At 72.5% G+C, this 18,870-nt stretch carries 21 protein-coding genes; 14 read left to right on the top strand and 7 right to left on the bottom strand.

The features are described from left to right. Nucleotides 1–17 precede the first annotated feature (17 nt). Together AMETH_RS01610 and AMETH_RS01615 are read left to right on the top strand one after the other, a co-directional pair. Nucleotides 18–785 carry a metal-dependent hydrolase gene (locus AMETH_RS01610; protein WP_026153709.1) on the top strand — a complete coding sequence of 256 codons (768 nt, stop codon included), beginning with the start codon at nt 18–20 and terminating at the stop codon, nt 783–785. Nucleotides 786–796: 11 nt separating this feature from the next. Next, a complete protein-coding gene (locus AMETH_RS01615) occupies nt 797–1,357 on the top strand; it encodes a TetR/AcrR family transcriptional regulator (RefSeq protein ID WP_017986283.1) in 561 nt (186 codons plus the stop codon). On the opposite strand, the gene AMETH_RS01620 is transcribed toward AMETH_RS01615, so the two are convergent. Next, nucleotides 1,354–1,680 carry a putative quinol monooxygenase gene (locus AMETH_RS01620; protein WP_017986284.1) on the bottom strand — a complete coding sequence of 109 codons (327 nt, stop codon included), beginning with the start codon at nt 1,678–1,680 and terminating at the stop codon, nt 1,354–1,356. The genes AMETH_RS01615 and AMETH_RS01620 overlap by 4 nt on opposite strands. A gap of 55 nt (nt 1,681–1,735) precedes the next feature. Continuing rightward, nucleotides 1,736–2,713 carry an ABC transporter substrate-binding protein gene (locus AMETH_RS01625; RefSeq protein WP_223843032.1) on the bottom strand — a complete coding sequence of 326 codons (978 nt, stop codon included), beginning with the start codon at nt 2,711–2,713 and terminating at the stop codon, nt 1,736–1,738. A gap of 90 nt (nt 2,714–2,803) precedes the next feature. Between AMETH_RS01625 and AMETH_RS01630 the strand changes: the two genes are divergently transcribed. From AMETH_RS01630 to AMETH_RS01640, 3 genes are read left to right on the top strand one after another with little or no spacing between them, the layout of a single operon-like run. Then, nucleotides 2,804–3,829, top strand: a complete 1,026-nt coding sequence (locus AMETH_RS01630) for a FecCD family ABC transporter permease (RefSeq protein ID WP_017986286.1) — start codon at nt 2,804–2,806, stop codon at nt 3,827–3,829. Beyond that, nucleotides 3,826–4,875: a FecCD family ABC transporter permease gene (locus tag AMETH_RS01635; RefSeq protein WP_017986287.1), complete on the top strand. Its 1,050-nt coding sequence runs from the start codon at nt 3,826–3,828 to the stop codon at nt 4,873–4,875. The genes AMETH_RS01630 and AMETH_RS01635 overlap by 4 nt, the downstream gene beginning before the upstream one ends. After that, nucleotides 4,872–5,678 carry an ABC transporter ATP-binding protein gene (locus AMETH_RS01640; RefSeq protein WP_017986288.1) on the top strand — a complete coding sequence of 269 codons (807 nt, stop codon included), beginning with the start codon at nt 4,872–4,874 and terminating at the stop codon, nt 5,676–5,678. Before AMETH_RS01635 ends, AMETH_RS01640 begins: the two co-directional genes overlap by 4 nt. A 26-nt stretch (nt 5,679–5,704) precedes the next feature. Here AMETH_RS01640 and AMETH_RS01645 read toward each other — a convergent pair whose 3' ends face one another. From AMETH_RS01645 to AMETH_RS01655, 3 genes are all read right to left on the bottom strand, one after another. Next, on the bottom strand, nt 5,705–7,156 hold the full coding sequence (locus tag AMETH_RS01645; protein WP_017986289.1) for an NAD-dependent succinate-semialdehyde dehydrogenase: 1,452 nt from the start codon (nt 7,154–7,156) through the stop codon (nt 5,705–5,707). 109 nt (nt 7,157–7,265) lie between these two features. Beyond that, a complete protein-coding gene (locus AMETH_RS01650; protein WP_017986290.1) occupies nt 7,266–8,861 on the bottom strand; it encodes an ABC transporter permease in 1,596 nt (531 codons plus the stop codon). Then, a complete protein-coding gene (locus AMETH_RS01655) occupies nt 8,858–9,754 on the bottom strand; it encodes an ABC transporter ATP-binding protein (RefSeq protein WP_017986291.1) in 897 nt (298 codons plus the stop codon). Before AMETH_RS01655 ends, AMETH_RS01650 begins: the two co-directional genes overlap by 4 nt. A gap of 84 nt (nt 9,755–9,838) precedes the next feature. Here AMETH_RS01655 and AMETH_RS01660 point away from each other — a divergent pair, with 84 nt between their 5' ends. Next, entirely contained in the window at nt 9,839–10,312 is a 474-nt protein-coding gene (locus AMETH_RS01660; RefSeq protein ID WP_017986292.1) for a GbsR/MarR family transcriptional regulator, read from the top strand. On the opposite strand, the gene AMETH_RS01665 is transcribed toward AMETH_RS01660, so the two are convergent. After that, a complete protein-coding gene (locus AMETH_RS01665) occupies nt 10,309–10,872 on the bottom strand; it encodes a TetR/AcrR family transcriptional regulator (protein WP_017986293.1) in 564 nt (187 codons plus the stop codon). The two genes, AMETH_RS01660 and AMETH_RS01665, sit on opposite strands and share 4 nt — an antisense overlap. A 168-nt stretch (nt 10,873–11,040) precedes the next feature. On the opposite strand from AMETH_RS01665, the gene AMETH_RS01670 reads away from it, so the two are divergent. From AMETH_RS01670 to AMETH_RS01705, 8 genes are all read left to right on the top strand, one after another. Continuing rightward, a complete protein-coding gene (locus AMETH_RS01670) occupies nt 11,041–11,598 on the top strand; it encodes an NAD(P)-dependent oxidoreductase (RefSeq protein WP_017986294.1) in 558 nt (185 codons plus the stop codon). A 9-nt stretch (nt 11,599–11,607) separates the two neighbouring features. After that, nucleotides 11,608–12,333 carry an SGNH/GDSL hydrolase family protein gene (locus AMETH_RS01675; protein ID WP_017986295.1) on the top strand — a complete coding sequence of 242 codons (726 nt, stop codon included), beginning with the start codon at nt 11,608–11,610 and terminating at the stop codon, nt 12,331–12,333. Nucleotides 12,334–12,454: 121 nt separating this feature from the next. Next, nucleotides 12,455–13,600, top strand: a complete 1,146-nt coding sequence (locus AMETH_RS01680) for a C1 family peptidase (RefSeq protein ID WP_026153711.1) — start codon at nt 12,455–12,457, stop codon at nt 13,598–13,600. Between the two features lie 13 nt (nt 13,601–13,613). Beyond that, the gene (locus tag AMETH_RS01685; protein ID WP_017986297.1) at nt 13,614–14,135 is read left to right on the top strand and encodes a hypothetical protein; all 522 of its coding nucleotides are present in this window, start codon (nt 13,614–13,616) and stop codon (nt 14,133–14,135) included. Between the two features lie 71 nt (nt 14,136–14,206). Beyond that, complete coding sequence (locus tag AMETH_RS01690) at nt 14,207–14,554, top strand: protease inhibitor I42 family protein (protein WP_017986298.1); 348 nt, start codon at nt 14,207–14,209, stop codon at nt 14,552–14,554. Between the two features lie 103 nt (nt 14,555–14,657). Next, a complete protein-coding gene (locus AMETH_RS01695) occupies nt 14,658–15,263 on the top strand; it encodes an RNA polymerase sigma factor (protein WP_026153712.1) in 606 nt (201 codons plus the stop codon). Beyond that, nucleotides 15,260–15,742, top strand: coding sequence for a hypothetical protein (locus AMETH_RS01700; protein ID WP_017986300.1), 483 nt, complete (start codon nt 15,260–15,262; stop codon nt 15,740–15,742). The genes AMETH_RS01695 and AMETH_RS01700 overlap by 4 nt, the downstream gene beginning before the upstream one ends. A gap of 43 nt (nt 15,743–15,785) precedes the next feature. Then, nucleotides 15,786–18,368, top strand: a complete 2,583-nt coding sequence (locus AMETH_RS01705; protein ID WP_209436840.1) for a CHAT domain-containing protein — start codon at nt 15,786–15,788, stop codon at nt 18,366–18,368. Here AMETH_RS01705 and AMETH_RS01710 read toward each other — a convergent pair. Continuing rightward, a complete protein-coding gene (locus AMETH_RS01710; RefSeq protein ID WP_017986302.1) occupies nt 18,365–18,805 on the bottom strand; it encodes an SRPBCC family protein in 441 nt (146 codons plus the stop codon). The two genes, AMETH_RS01705 and AMETH_RS01710, sit on opposite strands and share 4 nt — an antisense overlap. Nucleotides 18,806–18,870 lie beyond the last annotated feature (65 nt).

An 18,870-nucleotide genomic window follows, 5' to 3' on the forward strand; every position in this document is an offset into this window, starting at 1 on the left:
TTGCCAAGATCTTCTCCATGATGGGCTCCACCCACGCGCTCACCGGCTGGTGCGCCGGTCTCGCGCTCGCCCCGGCCATCGGCGCCGGCTCCGTGCACCAGGCGCTGGCCTTTGCCGCGACGACCGCGGGTTTCGCGCTGCTGCCGGACCTCGACCACCCCCACGCCCGGGCATCGAAGCTGCTCGGGCCGATCACTGGCCTGGTGTGCTGGCTGCTCCGGCACACCTCGGCGGCGCTGTACAAGGTCACGAAGGGCCCGCGCGACGAGCGCGGCCGGGGCAGCCACCGGCACCTGTCGCACACGCTGCTGTTCGCGATCGGACTCGGCGCGGCGACGACGTACGGCACCCGGGCCGGCGGCTGGTACGTCGTGGCCGGGGTGGTGTTGTTCGCGCTGCTGCTCGCCGCGGACGCGCTGGGGGACTGGCTGTTGCTGGTCCCCGGCGGCGGGGTCGTGTGGTGGGCGCTGACGGCCAGCGCCGCGGCGGAGTTGTCGCAGCTCACCGGCTGGCTGGGGATCGCGGTCGCGGCCGGCTGTTTCGTGCACTGCCTCGGCGACGCGCTGACCGAGTCGGGCTGCCCGTTCCTGTTCCCGGTGCCGATCGCCGGGGAGACCTGGTACGAGCTGCGGCCGCCGTCGTTCCTGCGGTTCCGCACCGGGAAGGGCGTGGAGAAGTTCCTGGTCGTGCCGGTTTTCACGGTGCTGGCGGTGCTGCTGGTGCCCGGCGCGTGGCCCGGCCTGGTCGGGTTGTTCGCGGATCCGGCGGTGGCCGCGGGCGGCTAGAATCGGACACGATGACGACCCCCGCGAGCCGCACCGGACTACGCGCCGACGCGCGCCGCAACCGCGCCCGTGTCCTGGCGGCGGCGCACGAGGCGTTCGCGGACGAGGGCCCGTCGGTGCCGCTGGACGAGATCGCCCGGCGGGCGGGGGTCGGCGCCGGCACGGTGTACCGGCACTTCCCCAGCAAGGAAATGCTGTTCGAGGCCGTCGTGCTGGACCGGATCGCGTGGCTGGCCGGGCAGGCGCGGGAGCGGCTCGAGGTGGCCGACCCCGGCGCGGCGTTCTTCGAGTTCTTCGACGTGGTGGCCGAGCAGGCGCTGCTGAACAAGGCCCTGTGCGACGCGCTGGAGGCGAGCACCGGGCTGCCGTTCAAGGCCGCGTCGGACGAACGCGCCGAGTTCCGCGGCGCGTTCGCCGACCTGCTGCGCCGGGCGCAGGCCGCGGGCGCCGTCCGCGCGGACGTCGAACCCGGCGACCTGACCGCGCTGCTCGCGGGCTACCTCGCGATCCAGCGCCAGGCCCCGGCGGGCCGCCCACTGGCGAAGATCATCGCCGACGGCCTCCGGGCCTAGCGGTCCACCGCCATCTCGCCCAGCTCGGACCAGTCCTCCTGCGGCACCTCGAAGTTGACGATGCGCGGGGTCTCCGCCAGATGCGGCGGCAGCGTTCGCTGGGCTTCGCGGAAGTGCTCGGACTGGACGTGCGCCGCGCCCGCGTCGCCGTCGCGGAAGGCTTCCACCAGCACGTACTCGTTGGGGTCCTCGACGCTGCGCGACCAGTCGAACCACAGGCAGCCCGGCTCAGCGCGGGTGGCGAGGGTGAAGTCCCGCGCGATGTCGGGCCAGTCGTCGGCGTGCTGGGGCAGGATCCGGAACTTCGCGGTGATGAAAATCATGGGTCCACCGTAGAGCCGCGGGGCCGCGACCACACCGGACGCGGCCCCGCGCGGGTCACGGCGTGACGCCGAACTGGTTCGCCAGGTCCGTCAGCATCGCCGAGGCGCCTTGCAGGCTCACGGCGCTGAACCACGTGGTGTCGGAGACGTCGACGATCTTGCCCTTCAGCGTCGCCCACAGCGGGTTGGCCTGGAACTTCGCCTTCGGGTCCTCCGCCGTCTTCGTCTCGTCGGAGTACGACGACACGAAGATGACGTCCGCGTCCAGCTTCGCGATGTCCTCCTGGCTGAGGTTCACCGAGATCTTGTCGGTCGAGTCCGGCTGCCCGGCCGGCCGGGACAGCTTGGCGTCGGCCATCACGACGCCGGGGTAGGACGCGCTGCTGTAGAGCCGCACGGTCGGCTCACCCTCGACGAACCGCACGATCGACACCGTCGGCGTGCGGCCGAGCTTCGCGGCGATCTCCTGGCCGATCCGCTGCGCGCGCTGCTCGTACGCGCCGATCTTCTGCTCGGCCAGCGGCTCCTTGCCGAGGACCTGCGCGAGCAGCCGGATGTTGTCCTTCCAGATCCCGCCGGTCGTCGTCGAGAAGACCGTCGGCGCGACCCCGGTGAACTGCTCGTAGTACTTCTCGTGCCGCACCTTCGCCGAAACGATCACGTCCGGCTTGATGTCGTAGAGCTGTTCGACGTCCGGGGTCTCCAGCGGGCCGATCACCTTGGCGCCCTCGCCGAACCGGCGGTCCTCACCCAGGTACTCAGGCAGCTGGTCGAAGTTGCGGTACTTCGTGTACGCCACGACCTGGGCTTCCAGTGCGAGCGCGGCGTCCACGTAGCTTGTGTCGAGCGCGGCGACCGTCTTCGGCTGCGTCTCGAGCACGGTCGAGCCCATCGCGTGCTGGATCGTGCGGGGGAAGCCCGCCTGGCCGGCCCCGCTCGTCTGCGTGGCCTCGTCGCTGCCGCCCCCGCACGCGGTGAGGGTCAGGCTCGCGGTCACGGCCAGCGCCAGTGCTGCTCGCCACGGTCTCGTCATCGTGATCTCTCTTTCGGTTAGCCTTGCCTAACGCGGAGCATAGGATGCGGTTTGTCCCGTTTGGAAGCTCGAGTTGGATAGGCGACATCAGTGACGGTGGTGGCGACAGCCCGGCCACGGACGCGGAGGCAGCGTCGTCTCGCCGGGATCGGCGGACTCGCCGTCCTGCTGGTCCTCATCTGCGCGGCGAGCGTCGCGCTCGGTACGAAGTCGATCCCGCTCGGTGAGGTGTGGACGGCGCTCACCCAGCCGTCAGGGTCCGAATCGGACATCATCGTCCGGTCGCTGCGGTTGCCGCGCACCGTGCTCGGCCTGCTCGTCGGGCTCGCGATCGGCGTCGCGGGCGCGCTCATGCAGGGCCACACGCGCAACCCGCTCGCCGACCCCGGTCTGCTCGGTGTCACGCACGGCGCGGCGCTGGCTGTCGTGTTCGCGGTCGTGGTGCTCGGGATCAACGGCCTGTACGGCTTCATCTGGTTCGGGTTCGCCGGCGCCCTGCTGGCCAGCGTCGCGGTGTTCCTGCTCGGCGCGGTCGGCGGCAAGGGCGCGACCCCGGTGACGCTCGCGCTCGCCGGCGCCGCGGTGAGCGCGCTGCTGCACGGGCTGGTGTCGGCGATCATCCTCGGCGACGAGCGCGGCATGGAGATCTACCGCTTCTGGCGGATCGGGTCGATCGCCGGGCGCGACTTCGCGATCACCGGCCAGATCGCGCCGTTCCTGGTGGCCGGCCTGCTGCTCGCGCTGATCAACACGCCCGGCCTGAACACGCTGGCGCTGGGCGAGGACGTCGCCACCGCGCTCGGCCAGCGCGTGCTGCGCACCCGGGTCCTCGGCGTCGCCGCGATCACGCTGCTGACCGGTTCGGCGGTCGCCGCATGCGGGCCGATCGCGTTCCTCGGGCTCGTCGTGCCGCACCTGGCCCGCGCGATCACCGGCCCGGACTACCGCTGGCTCGTGCCGGTGGCCGGGCTGCTGGGCGCGGTGCTGCTCCTGACGGCCGACGTGCTCGGGCGGGTGCTGACCGGCGACAACTTCGAGGTCGGCATCCTGCTCGCGATCATCGGGGCGCCGGTGTTCATCGTGCTGGTGCGGCGGCGGGGGCTGAGCAAGGTATGAGTCGCAAGGTGCTGGCCGTCGGGCCGGTGGCGTGGACGGTCAAGCCGCGGCTGGTCGCGGTCGTCGTGATCGCGGCGGTGCTGCTGGTGCTCGTCGCCGCGATCAACATCGGGATGGGCAGTTCCCGCATCGGGATCTGGAACGTGCTGGAGACCCTGCTCGGCGGCGGCACCCGGCGGGAACGCGGGATCATCTTCGACCTGCGCCTGCCGCGCACCCTCGCCGGCGTGCTGGTCGGCGCCGCGCTCGGGCTGTCCGGCGCGTTGTTCCAGTCGGTCGCGCGGAACCCGCTGGCCAGCCCGGACATCCTGGGCATCACGTGGGGCGCGGGTGTGGGTGCGGTGACCGCGATCGTCGCCGGCGGGTACCGCGGGCAGGTCAGCGGCATGGTGAGCGCGCTCGGCGTGCCGGTCGCCGGGTTGATCGGCGGGCTGCTGGCGGGCGTGCTGCTGTACGCGTTGTCGTGGCGGCGCGGCATCGACGGCTACCGCATGGTGCTGATCGGGATCGGGTTGTGGGCGATCAGCTACAACATCGTGAACTGGCTGCTGGCCGCCGGGGACGTCAACGACGCGGCGCGCGCGACGACGTGGCTGGTCGGCAACCTCGCCGACGTCGGGTGGGACTCGGTCGGCCCGGTCGCGATCGCGCTGGCCGTGCTGGTGCCGATCACCCTGATCTGCGGGCGCACCGTCGGGGGCTTGCAGTTCGGCGACGACACCGCCCGCGGGCTGGGCATCCGGGTCGACGGCGCCCGCGGCGCGCTGTTGTTGCTGGCGGCCGCGCTGGCCGCGATCGCGACCGCCGCGGCGGGGCCGATCACGTTCGTGGCGCTGGCGACGCCGCAGATCGCGGTGCGGCTGGCGAAGACGGCGCAACCGCCGCTGGTCGGGTCGATGGTGCTGGGCGCGCTGCTGACCGTGGGGGCGGACCTGCTGACCCGGTTGCTGCTGCCGGACCTGCCGGTCGGGGTGCTGACCGCGATCCTCGGCGCGCCCTACCTGATCTTCCTGTTCGTCCGGAGCCGCCGGGAGGCACGAGCATGACGTCACGACTGCGGGCCGAGGGCCTGAAGCTGGGGTACGGCGAACGGCTGGTGGTCGACGGCCTGGACCTGGACGTCCTGGACGGCACGATCACCGCGATCATCGGCCCGAACGGTTGCGGCAAGTCGACGCTGCTGCGGGCGCTGGCGCGGTTGCTGGCGCCGCGGGAGGGCGCGGTCCTGCTTGACGGCGAGCGGATCGACAAGCTGCCGACGCGCGAGGTCGCGAAGGTGGTCGGGCTGCTGCCGCAGTCGCCGGTCGCGCCGGAGGGTCTGACGGTCGGTGACCTGGTGGCGCGCGGGCGGCACCCGCACCAGCGCTGGTACCGCCAGTGGTCGTCGTCGGACGAGGACGCGATCTCCACCGCGCTGCGGCTGACCGGGATGGACGTGCTAGCGGACCGGGTGGTGGACGAGCTGTCCGGCGGCCAGCGGCAGCGGGCGTGGATCTCGATGACGCTGGCGCAGGAGACCGGGTTGCTGCTGCTGGACGAGCCGATCACGTACCTGGACCTGGCCCACCAGATCGACGTGCTGGACCTGGTGCACCGCCTGCACCGCGACCGCGGCACGACGGTCGTGATGGTGCTGCATGATCTGAACCTGGCGGCCCGCTACGCCGACACGCTGGTCGCGATGCGCGACGGGCGGATCATCGCGCAGGGCCCGCCGTCGGCGGTGCTGACGGAGCCGCTGCTGGACGAGATCTTCGGCCTGTCGGCGAAGGTCCTGCCCGACCCGGTCTCCGGGACGCCGCTGGTGGTGCCGATCAGCGCACACCTCCAGGGGGACGGCACGCACTAGGACAGTCCGGATTGGACTGTGGGTGGTCAGCTTCCGTTGAGCGACAGTGCCATGTACTTCACGTCGAGGTACTCCTCGATGCCTTCGGCGCCGCCCTCGCGGCCGAACCCGGACGCCTTCACACCGCCGAAGGGCGCCGACGCGTTCGACACCAGCCCGGTGTTGAGGCCGACCATCCCGGTCGCCATCCGCTCGCCGACGCGGATCGCCCGGTCGAGGTCCCGCGTGAAAACGTAGGCCACCAGCCCGAACTCGGTGTCGTTGGCGAGCCGGACGGCCTCGTCCTCGTCCTCGAAGGTGGTCACCGGCGCGACCGGCCCGAACACCTCCTCACGCAGGATGCGCGCGTCCGGCGGGACGTCGGTGAGCACGGTCGGCGCGTAGAAGAAGCCGTCGCCGTCCAAGGCCTTGCCGCCGGTGGTCGCGTGCGCGCCGCGGGACAACGCGTCCTCGACCAGCTCGACGACCTTGTCCCGCTGCTCGGCGCTGATCAGCGGCCCCACCTTCACGCCGTCCTCGGTGCCGTGCCCGACCTTCAGCGACGACATCGCCTCGGTCAGCTGCCGCCCGAACTCCCCGGCCACCGACGAGTGCACGTGGAACCGGTTCGCCGCCACACACGACTCGCCGTTGTTGCGCATCTTCGCGGTGACCGCGCCCTTGACCGCCGCGTCGAGGTCCGCGTCCTCGAACATCAGGAACGGCGCGTTGCCGCCCAGTTCCATCGACATCCGCTGGAGGTTCGGCGCGCACTGCTCGACCAGCTTGCGCCCGACCTCGGTGGACCCGGTGAAGGACAGCTTCCGGATCCGCGGGTCGGCCAGCGCCGGGTTCACCACTCGGCTCGCCGACGTGCTCGGCAGCACGCTCAGCACACCGTCCGGCAGCCCGGCATCCTTCAGCAACCCGGCGAGGTTCAGCATCGACAACGGCGTCAGCTGCGCAGGCTTGACGATCATGGTGCAGCCGGCGGCGACGGCGGGCCCGATCTTGCGGGTGCCCATCGCCAGCGGGAAGTTCCACGGCGTGACCAGGATGCACGGCCCCACCGGGTGCTTCGACACCAGCACCCGACCGCCACCGGCTGGGCTGCGCGCGTACCGCCCGTCGATGCGCACGGCCTCCTCCGAGAACCACCGGAAGAACTCCGCGGCGTAGGTGACCTCGGCCTTCGACTCCGCCAGGCTCTTGCCCATCTCCAGCGTCATCAGCCGCGCCAGCTCGTCGGCGCGGTCGGTCATCAGCTGCCACGCTCGGCGCAGGATCTCGCCCCGCTCCCGCGGTGGCGTCGCGGCCCACTCCTCCTGCTTCGCGACGGCCGCCTCGATGGCTTCGCCGACATCTGCGTCCTTTGCGTCGGCGACCTCGCAGAGCTGCTGCCCGGTCCCCGGGTCCTGTACGCCGAAGCGGCTGCCGTCCGCGGCGTCACGCCACTCACCGGCGAGGAAGATCTGACGCGGTACTCCATCGAGGGTCATGTGGCGTGACTACCCGTGCGCGGGGCCTCGTATGCCTCCACCCGGCCGTCGTGCGGCAGAGCCCGGACCCCCCGACGAGCCCGGGCGCTGCCACTCGGCTGACCAGGTACTACCCGATGTCACGCCGCTGAAAACGTGCCAGACCCGTGGCAAGCGTGACCACCGCGATCCCGAGCAGCCACGCGAACGGCGCGACCACGAAGTCCGCGCTCGGCAGCTTCGGAACGTGCGTGAACGGCGAGACGTCGAGCAACAGCTGCGGCGCCTGCACAACCGGCCCGAACAGCGACAACAGGAGGAACGCCGCCGCCACCCCCCACGCCGCCGTCGCGAACTTCGGCGCGAACCCGAACACCACCACGGCGATCCCGACGACCACCCACACCGCGGGCACCTGCGCTACCGTCGCGCCGAGCACCGCGGGCACCTGGCCGCCCACGTCACCGACGCGCAACCCGTGCAGCAGCCCCGCGGACAGCCCGGACACGACCAGTAGCAGCGCCGTCCCCAGCAGCGAGAACACCAGATGGCTGCCCGCCCACTGCAACCGGCGCACGCGGGTCGCGAGCACCGGCTCCAGCCGCAACGCGGTCTCCTCCGAGCGCATCCGCAACGTGGCCTGCACCGCGTACATCGAGGCGACCATCCCGAAGATGCCGGCGATCGCGGCGAGGAACGTGTCGACCAGGTTCTGCGCGCCGCCCAGCCGCTCGAACATCTGCTGGGCCTGCGCGCTGTCCCCGACGATGTCGCCGATGCCCGCGGCCAGCGAGCCGAACATGGCCCCCAGCACCGCGAAGCCGACGGTCCAGCCGATCAGCACGCCCCGGTGCAACCGCCAGGCCAGCGCGAACGGCGACCGCAGCCCGGGCGCCGCCACCGGCGGGCCGGGGCGGGCCGGGAAGATGCCCATCCCGACGTCCCGCAGCGGCAGCAGCCGGTAGGCCACCGTCCCCAGCACGACGGTCACCGCGACCAGCAGCAGCGCGACGGCCCACCGGTCCCCGGCGAACGGCCGGATCTGCGTCGACCACCCGAGCGGCGACAGCCACGACAGCCACGAGATGTCGGTGGCCGAGTCGCCGACCGCGCGCAGCAGGAACGCGACCCCGAGCACCGCCGAGGCGATGCCGTTGGCGGTGCGCGAGTACTCGGCGAGCTGGGCGGCGATGGCGGCGACCGCGGCGAACAGCAGCCCGGTCAGCGTGGTCCCGAGCCCGAACGCCACCGACCCGCCCGCGGGCAGCCCCCCGCCGATCAGGCCGAGCACCACCAGCAGCCCGGTCCCCACCGCGCCGATGGCGGCGGTGATCAGCGCGGCCGTCAACGCGGCGTAGCGCCCGGTGACGGTCGAGGACAGCAGCTCCTGCCGCCCGGTGTCCTCCTCCTGGCGGGTGTGCCGCGTGACCGTGAAGATGCAGGCCAGCGCCGCGAACAGGGGCAGGAACACGCCGAAGCGCCATGCCGTGAACCCGCCCGCGGTGGACAGGTCGAACGGCGGTCCGTAGAGCAGGGTGATCGACGGGTTCGCGCTCATCCCCGTCGTCAGGGACGCCCGGCTGGCGGCGTCCGGGTACAGCTGGTCGTAGGCGCCGGCGCTGCTCGCCGGCAGGACGCCGATCACCAGCGCCCAGAGCGGCAGCACGACCCGGTCCCGCCGCAACGCCAGACGCACCAGGTGCCGGGTGCCCACCAGCGCGGTCATCGTGTGCTCGCTTCGGTCGTGTAGTGGCGCAGGAACAGCTCCTCCAGCGTCGGCGGCTGGCTGGTCAGGCTGCGCACGCCGACCTCGGTCAGCTTGCGCAGCACTTGGTCCAGCGACCGGGTCTCCACGTCGAACCGGACCCGGTTGCCGTCGACCTTGAGGTCGTGCACCTCGGCCAGCGAACCGAGCCCGTTGGGGTGGCCGGCGAGCTCGGCCACGATCGACGTGCGGGTGAGGTGCCGCAGTTCGCTCAGCGTGCCGGTCTCGACCGCGTGCCCGTTGCGGATGATGCTGACCCGGTCGCACAGCGCCTCGACCTCGGCGAGGATGTGGCTGGACAGCAGCACCGTGCGGCCCTTGTCGCGTTCCTCCTGGATCGCGTACTGGAAGGTGGCCTCCATCAGCGGGTCGAGGCCCGAGGTCGGTTCGTCGAGGATCAGCAGCTCGACGTCGGAGGACAGGGCCGCGACGATCGCGACCTTCTGCCGGTTGCCCTTGGAGTAGGTGCGGCCCTTCTTCTTCGGATCGAGGTCGAACCGCTCGATCAGCTCGTCGCGGCGGCGCTTGTCGAGCCCGCCGCGCAGCCGCCCGAGCAGGTCGATGACCTCGCCGCCGGACAGGTTGGGCCAGAGGTTGACGTCCCCGGGGACGTAGGCGAGCCGGTGGTGCAGGCTCGCGGCGTCGCGCCAGGGGTCGCCGCCGAGCAGGCGGACGGTGCCCCGGTCCGCGCGCAGCAGACCAAGCAGGATACGGATGGTGGTCGACTTCCCGGCCCCGTTCGGGCCGAGGAAGCCGTGCACTTCTCCGGTCTTGACCTGCAGGTTCAGGTCGTCGAGGGCCTTGGTCGCGCCGAACGACTTGTGCAGGCCCTCGATGGAGATGGCGTTGTCCATGCGGCCGAAGCTACAGTCATTTCACAAAGTTGTGAAGTTAGGAAAACGTATAGATTGGCTGAAGCGCTGGATGGGTGAGGAAGGATGATCTCCATGCGGGACGAAGAGGCGGTTCGGCGGTACGTCGAGCGGCTGGCTCTCGTGCTCAACCAGCTCGGCATCCAGCGCATGGCCGCACGCGTGTTCGCCGCGCTCGTGGTCACCGACGACAGCCGCCTGACCGCGGCGGAGCTGGCGGAGAACCTGCAGGTCAGCCCGGCCGCGGTATCCGGGGCGGTGCGCTACCTGGAGCAGGTGGGGCTGGTCGAGCGGGAGCGGGAGCCCGGCTCGCGGCGCGACCACTTCCGGGTGCTCGACGACATGTGGTTCGCCAGCCTGCGCAAGCGCGACCGGCTCATGGAGATGTGGCGGGACGCCGCTGAGGAGGGTGTCGACGCGGTGGGGGCGGACACCCCGGCCGGCAGGCGGCTCGCCGACATGCGCGATTTCCTGTCGTTCATCATCAGGGAGCTGCCGCTGCTGCTCGAGCGCTGGGAGAAGGAGCGGGCGAGTCGCTAGGGCAGGACGGCCTTGACGAGCTTGCGCGCCAGCGCCGTCGGGTCCCCGGCCTCGATGTCCCAGTGTCGCAGGAAACCCTGCTGGAAGGCGGCGCCCAGCAACAGCGTCGCGATCGCGTCCGGGTCCGATGTGGACGGCAGGCGGCCCAGGTCCCGTTCGGCGCGCAGGTAGTTCGCCAGCCTGGTCACGGGTGTGCGCGGTCCGGCGCCGTGCTCGCGGATCGCGGCGCGGTGAGCCGCCAGCAGGTCCCGTGAGGAGAACAGGGAGGCGCCGATCGGGAAGCTCTCGGTGTAGAAGTCGATCGCTGTGCTGGTGATGCGGACCAGGTTGCCGCGCACCGTGTGCCGCCCGGGAGCGATGTCGCCGAGGACTGCCTCCAGTCCGGGCAGCTGTGAGGTCATCACGCCGAGGAAGATCTCGGTCTTGTCCGCGAAGTGCTTGTACAGCGCCGCTTCCGAGAAACCGGCGGCGCGGGCGATCTCCTTGGTGGTGGCGCGCGCGTAGCCCTGCTCGCGCATCACCTCCGCGGCCGCGGCCAGGATCTTCTCCCGAGTTCCCATGCGTCCTCAGCGTTCTCTCAGTGCTCGCTTGACGGTTAGTGAGTACTCACTCACTATAGCAGGTGAGTGAACACTAACCAGGGAGGAAACCATGAAGCTGACGGTGTTCGGCGCGACCGGTGGGACGGGCCTGGAGATCGTGCGGCAGGCGCTGGCTCGGGTCACCAGGTGACGGCCGTGGTGCGGGATCCGGCGCGGCTGGACGTGCCATCGCAGGCGCGGCTGGAGGTCGTGACCGCGGAGGTGTTCGACGCGGATGCGCTGGTGCCTGCCATCACCGGCCGCGAGGCCGTGCTGTCCGCGCTGGGGCCCCGCGGCCGGGGGCCGAGCGTGATCTGCCGGGACGGGACGAGCGCCATCATGACCGCGATGGCCGCGGCCGGTGTGCGGCGGCTGGTCGTGGTGAGCAACAGCGGCATGCACCGCGAGGGGGACGGGTGGTTCACGCGGCTGGTGGTCAAGCCGCTGCTGATCCGCATGCTGCGCGAGGGGTACGCCGACATGGGCGAGATGGAGCGCCGGGTGATCGAGTCCGGGCTCGACTGGACCATCGTGCGCCCGCCGAAGCTCAACGACGGCCGTCACACCGGCCGCATCGCGAGCGAGACCAAGGGGAACGTGCGCGGCAGCTTCACCATCTCCCGCGCCGACCTGGCCGACTACGTGCCGCGCGCGGCCGCGGATCCGGAGCTGACGAGGATGGCCGTGTCGATCGCCAAGGGCTAATGTGAGCGGGTGTCAACTTCACGGACCGCCCTGACCCTCGCGGCCACGGTCGGACTCGCCCCGGTGCTGGTCGCCCAGGGCCTGCACGTGCACCGGACGACACCGCGGCTGCTGGGCGCGTCCGGGCCGCAGCGGGGCTCGGAGCCCGGGGCGGACCCGCTGCGGTTGCTGGTGATCGGCGAGTCCACTGTGGATGGCGTCGGCGCGGGGACGCACGAGGAGGCGCTGACCGGGCAGCTGGCCGCGGCGCTCGCCCGGCGGCTGGGGCGCGGGATCGACTGGCGCGTGGCCGGGCGGACGGGCGCCAACGCGCGCACCGTCCGGACGGAGCTGCTCGACGAGGCGTGCCGGGAGCGGGCGGACCTGGTCGCGGTGGCGCTCGGCGTCAACGACACGATCGAGATGCGCTCACCCACCCGCTACCGGCGCGACCTGCTGGAACTGGTGGTGACGGCGTGGCGGGCGCTCGGGCCGGTCCCGGTGCTGCTGGCCGGCGTCCCGCCGCTCGCCGCGTTCCCGTCGTTGCCGCAGCCGTTGCGCCTCGTGCTCGGCCTGCGGGGCGAGGCGCTGGACGCGGCGGCGGCGACGCTCGCGGAACTGCCGGGGGTCACCCACTGCCCGGTGCCGCGCGAGGTGGTCGACCCGGAGCTGTTCGCGGCGGACGGGTTCCACCCCGGACCGGCCGGCTACCGGCTGTGGGCGGACAAGCTCGCGGAGGCCGCCGCATTGGGCTGAACGGGTGAAACCGGCCGCCGCCGACCAGGCGCTTTGGAAAAACTTCTGTCGCTGTGTATCTGGCGAGGGCCTCCCCGCGTCATAGGGGCGTTGGCTGGTTGCACACCGACTGGAGGAACGCATGAGCTCTCCCCGGCCCTTCGCCGAGGAAATTCGCGCCGTGCGGGATTCCCTTGCCACGATGGGGGATCCGTGGCAGGCGGGGGAGACGGTGCTCAGCCGGCTGGCGGGCGAGTCGCGCAGGGTGCGACTGGGGGTGCCGGCCCCGAGCGCGGCCGAAGTGGAAGCCCGGGCCGAGTTGCCGGGGCGGATGCTCGAGGTCGCGCTCGGGGCTGCCGGCCAGCCCTGCACCGCGCTGCACGCGCCGGGCAGCACGCTGCCCGCCAAGTTCGACCTCCGTGACGTGTGCGGAAGCAGCTACGTCACGCCGGTGAAGGACCAGGGCGAGTCGGGGTCCTGCAGCGCGTTCGGCACCATCGCGGCGCTCGAGGGGACCGCCGCGTACACGCGCCGCAACACCGGCATGCGCCTCGACCTGTCAGAGGCGCACCTGTTCTTCGGGTTCGCGCCGGCACACCGCAAGCCCGGTGACACCGGGTCCTGGCCGGACGACCTGATGGGGGACTGCGCGGCCAAGGGCGTCACCTTCGAGGACTACTGGCCCTACTCGGACGAGGGCACCGGCGCGTTGCACCCGAACTGGGTGAACCGCGTCGCGCGCGCGGAAGGCGTCGTCGACCTCACCCAGGACCCGGCCGCGATCAAGCACCACATCTACGGCTACGGCCCGGTCACCGCGTGCATGGTGATCTACGACGACTTCTTCCACTACACCGGCGGCATCTACCGCGCCACCACGACGGAGAGCAACGGCGGGCACTGCGTCGCGCTCATCGGCTGGGACGACGAGCAGAACTGCTGGATCGCCAAGAACTCCTGGGGCACCGACTGGGGCGAGGACGGGTTCTTCCGGATCGCCTACGGCGAGGCCTTCATCGAGGACTACCCGGAACCGCGGCCGACGACCCTCGGCTGCACCGGGGTCACCCTGCGCGCGTGGCTACCGCCGCAGCGCGCGCTGCGCCTGTTCTCGGCCGGTGCCGGTGAATGGGTGTGCCTGGAGCAGCTGGGCTGGGTCCGGCTCGCTGGGGACGCCGCGGGCGTGAGCCGTCAGCTCGCGCTGCTCGCCGAGGCCCGGGCAGGCGGGCATCCCGTCAGCCCGTTCCTCGACCAGGGCGTGCTGACCAAGGTTGCCACCACCTACTGATGGGGAGCGGAGCATGACCACGAGCAAGAGCGAGACGCCGGACACCGGCGGGCAGGACGACCCGAACGCCGAACTCGCCGAACTGACCAGGGAGACGCCCGGCTCCGACATCCCGGCCGGCGTCTACGACCCGAACACCCCACCGCCGACGGGGGTTTACGACCCCAATACGCCGCCCACTGGCGTGTACGACCCGAACACGCCGCCGCCGACGGGTGTCTACGACCCGAACACGCCGCCCCCGAGCGGTGTGTACGACCCGAACACCCCGCCGAACGGCAACGGCACGCCGGTCCAGCCGGCGCCGCGGGCGCAGGGCGTCTGGGTGCACGGCAGGCAGGTCGCGCGGCTGTGGTCGACGAGCGCCAATCCGGGCGTCTGGGTGGACATCGCGGGTCTGGGCTGGAAGCGGCTCGCCGCCACCGCGGACGGGCGCAGCTCCCTGACGACGCTGGCACTGCTGGCCCGCAACCACGGGCTGCCGGTGTCCTTCCACGAGAACGCCGCCGGGCAGATCGACCAGATCCTGGTCTGACGGCGGCACGCAGACCGGCGGTGGCCGGCAGCCGAGGGGGCCGCCGGCCACCGCCACCCTGGGAGCGTCCAGTGGCACAGATCCGGCTCGCGCAGGCGGATTCGGGGGAGACGGCGCGGCTCCACGTGGGGGACACGGTGGAGCTGCGCCTTCCGGAGGTCCGCGCGTCGGGTTACCGGTGGCGCTGGCGGTTGCCGGAGGCGGTCCGTGTGGTGGCGGACGAGCACGCCCGGTCCAGGGGGGTGGCCCACGGGGAGGGGCCACCGGGCGAGGGGGGTGTGCGCCGGCTGGCGCTCGACGTCGTCGAGCCCGGCCGGCACCTGCTCCGGGCGGAGCTGGCGCGGCCGTGGGAGGCGGAGCCGCGTCGCTCCGTCACGTTCGTGCTCTCCGTCACCGACGTGACTGCTCCGAACGAGTGATGTTGTGTATCTGGCGTTCGCCTTCGTGCTCTGCACGGTGACGGAGCCGGAGATACTGCCTAGCGCTACCCGAGGAGAACCACGCGAAGTGGGGGCGAACGCGGTGACGGAAGCGAGGACCGCCGAGGCGGATCCGTCCTGGGAGGGACTCCGCGGACCGGAGCTGTTCGAGGCGTGCCTGGCTGCGGCGCGGGCGGGGGACAAACGCGCGCTGAACCGGCTGGTCGCCGAGCTGACCCCGCTGGTGTGGAACGTGGCGCGCGGCCAGGGGCTGGACAGCCACTCGGCCGAGGACGTGGTGCAGACCGTGTGGCTGGCGCTGGTCAGCCACCTCGACCGGCTGCGCGAGCCGAAGGCGCTGGCCGGCTGGCTGGTCGTCACCGCCCGGCACGAATCGCAGCGCGTGCGCGGGCGGAAACCGCCGCCGGTGCCGTTGACCGACGAACTGGCCGAGACCGTGGCGAGCACCGAGCCCGCGCCCGAGGCCGAGGTGCTGCGCACCGAGCGCGACCAGCGGCTCTGGCGCGCCTTCCGCAGGCTTCCGCAGCGGTGCCAGGAACTGCTGCGGCTCACCGTGCTTGCCGGTCGCGCCGAGTACCGGCTCGTCGCCGAAGCGCTGCAGATGCCGCGCGGCAGCATCGGACCGAACCGCGGCCGCTGCCTGAAGACGATGCGCGAACTGCTGGACATCGAAGGGGGCAGCGCATGAACGACAATCTGCCAGGGGGTGGGGCGTACCCCGGCGACGAAGCCCTGCTGGCCGATCTGGGCCGGGTGCTGGCCGCCGTCGACCCGCCCCCGGACGGCCTGGTCGAGCGCGTGCAGTTCGCCCTCGAGCTGGAGAACCTCGACTTCGAGATCGCCCAGTGGGAGCGGGCCGACCCGGCGCTGGCCGGCGTCCGTAGCATCACCGACGAGGGCACGATCACGTTCACGGTCAGCGATCTCACCGTGATGATCAACCTGACCAGGGTCGGGCACTGCCACCGCATCGACGGCTGGCTGGTGCCCGCCGCCGCGCACGGGGTCGAGGTGCGGGTGGCCGAACACGGCTCGTCGTCGACGGTGGCCGACGAGGGCGGCCGGTTCGTGCTCGACGACGTGCCGCGCGGGACCACGCAGATCGTGATCTCGGTCGGCGGGGCCAGCAGCCGCCGCACCGTCGTCACGCCCGCGGTCGTCCTCTGACCGGTTGCTCACCCCCGCCCCCGCATGTGCTCAGATAGATCACGTGTCAGCTCAGCGTGAGTCCCGGCGTGCGCTGGGCCGGGCATCGGAGCTGCGTGGGCGGGCCGCGGACGCAGCGGGCAACTTCCGCAACGTGGAGGCGGTGCGGTTGTTCAACCGCGCGTTGCGGGTGCTCGCGGACGGGCCGGACGACGTCGAGTGGATCACCCTGCGGGCACGGGTCCTGCTCGGCCTCGCGATGTCGGAGGCCGAGACCGGGTCGGCGGCAGCGGGCCTGCGCCACCTCGACGACGCCCTGCGGCTGACCGGGCGGCTGCCGCCCGGGCCGCCCCAGCGGGTCCTGCGGGCGCTGGTCGGCGCCCAGCGCGCGCTGGTGCTCGGCCGGATCGGCCGGCTGACCGAAGCGCTGGCGCTGTTCGACGAGATCCTGCCGGTGCTGGAAAACGAGGCCGACGACAACGCGCTGTCGCTGACCCGCAACCTGATGAACCGCGCCAACATCAACGTCGAGCTGCAGCGGCCCGCGGCGGCGCTGGCGGACCTGCGGCGCTGCCTGGAACTGGCCACCGAGCACGGGCTGACCCGGCTGGAGGGCAAGGTCCGGCACCTGCTGGGCGAGCAGGGGCAGCTCCTCGGCGACATCCCCGGCGCGTTGCGGCACTACGAGCAGGCCGCACGGATCTACGAGGACGCGGCTCCCGGCTGGCTCGCCCGGCTACGCGTCGACCAGGCCAGGGCGCTGCTCGTCGCCGGTCTCGCCGAGGATGCGGCGCGGCACCTCGACGAGGTCCTGCCCGAGCTGTATTCGAGCCGCAACGTGCAGGACATCGCCGAGGCCGAAGTCGCCCGCGCCGCGGCCGCGATCCTCGACAACGACCACGGCCGGGCCCGCGAGCTGGCCGAGCTGGCCCGGCGCCGGTTCCTCCGGCGCGGCAACGAACGCTGGGCCGCGGTCGCTGCGCTGACCCGGCTGCGCGCCGACGCCACCGAGGTCCTCGGCGGCACGCGACGGCCGCCGGCGCGGCTCGTCACGGGTCTCACCGGGCACGCCGACCGCCTCGCCGAACTGGGGCTGCGCGACGAAGCGGCGGTCGCCCGGCTGCTCGCGGTGCGGCTGCTGCTGCGCCGTGGGGACGTCGGTGCCGCCGAGGAGCTGCTCGCACGGGTGCCGCGGCCACGTCACACCACGCCGATCGACCACGTCATGCTGCTGCGGCTGTGCCGGGCCGAACTCGCTGTGGCGACCGGCCGTCCGCGTGCGGCGCTGGCGCAGGCGCGCACCGGCTTCGCCGAGCTGAGCCGGGTGCGCGACCGGATGGGCGGGCTGGACCTGGTGTGCGGGACCGCGGTGCACGGCCAGGAGCTGGGCCGTCTCGCGGTCGGGTTGGTGCTCGGCACGACCCGCGGTCACGCCGGCGCGCGCAGGCTGTTCGCGTGGCAGGAGCGGACGCGTGCGCAGGTCTACCGCTACGAGCCGCTGCCCGCCATCGACGATCCGGTGCTGGCCCGGCTCATCACCGAGATGCGGCAGGTGCAGCGGCTCGCGCAGCAGAACCGGCTCGACGGCAGGCCGGTGGCGGCGCTGGAGCAGCGCTACGCCCGGCTGCAGCGGGAGGCGGGCCGCCTCGGCTGGTACACCAGCCCGTGGGGCAGGCCGCGCCCGGTCAGCTCACCCGAGGAGGTGGCCGCCGAGCTGGGCGAGCGCGTGCTGGTCAGCCTGATCGGCCAGGACGGCGAGCTGTCCGCGGTGGTCGTGCGGGACGGCCGGTTCCGGCTGGTGCGGCTGGGCGGGCTGGACGAGGTCGTGGAGATCACCAAGCAGCTGCACGCCGACTTGAACGCGCTGGCTCCGGACCACCTGCCGCCGCCCCTGGTCTCGGCCGTCACGGCGTCCGCGGAGAAGCGCGCCCGCCTGCTCGACGAGCGGGTCGTGCGGCCGCTCGCGGACGCGATCGGCGACCGCGAGCTGGTGATCGTGCCGACCGGGCCGCTGTACGCGCTGCCGTGGCCCGCCCTGCCGTCGTTGCGCGGCCGTCCGCTGTCGATCGCGCCGTCGGCGACCGCGTGGGTGACCGCGATGCGCCGCGAGCTGATCGACCCGGTCGTGCTGGTCGGCGGGCCGGACGTGCCCGGCGCGATCGGCGAGGTGCGGCAGCTGCGCGCGGTCTACCCGTCGGCGACGCTGGTCGACGGCCCGGCGGCGACCAGTTCCGCGGTGCTGGAAGCGCTCGACGGGTCCGGCCTGGCGCACCTGGTCGCACATGGCGCGCACGAACCGGCGAACGCCTTGTTCTCGCGGCTGGAACTGGTCGACGGGCCGCTGTTCGCACACGAGACCGCGCGGCTGCGGCGCCCGCCGGACCGGGTGGTGCTGGCCGCGTGCGAGCTGGCGATGAGCCACATCAGGCCTGGTGAGGAGGCGCTGGGGTTCGCCGGCGCGCTGCTGGCGAGCGGGTCCCGCACGATCGTCGGGGCGATCGCGCGGGTCGGCGACCGCGCGGCGGCGGAGGCGATGACCGACCTGCACCAGCGGCTCGCGTCGGGGATCTCCCCGGCGCTGGCCCTGGCGCACGCGACCGCCGCCGATCCGCTGCGCCGCCCGTTCCTCTGCCTCGGCGCCGGTTAGCGCTCGGCGGCCTTGACCAGCTTCGCGGACAGGAACTTGATCGCCCCCGCGAGCGCGGCGCGCACGACCGGCCCGGTGCCGGGGATCTTCTCCTGGAACGAGCCGCGCCAGGTCAGCCGCGTGCCGGTGCCGTCCGGTTCGAAGGTCACCTCGCCGCGGTAACCGCGCACCGGCGCGGGCTCGGCGAAGGTGTAGACGTGGCGGCGGTCCTGCTCGTACTCGAGCGTCTCCTCGCGCATGAGCAGCGGCCACGCACCGACGGCCCGGATCGCGCCCACCCCGCCTGCCGGATCGGCCCACCGGTCCCAGCGGGACACGACGATGAGCGGTTTCGCCCAGTCGGACCAGCGGGCGCCGTCGGTCTCCAGCCGGAACAGGGTCGCGGGCGGGGCGCTGCTGGTGCGGGTGACCTCGAAGGAGAACGTCCTGGCGGGCATCGGTGACCTTTCCGCTCGGGTAGGGGTTACCGAGCAGTAAACCACGGGCTTACCGGATGCGGGGG

The organism is Amycolatopsis methanolica 239, assembly GCF_000739085.1.
Classification (GTDB): Bacteria; Actinomycetota; Actinomycetes; order Mycobacteriales; family Pseudonocardiaceae; genus Amycolatopsis_E; species Amycolatopsis_E methanolica.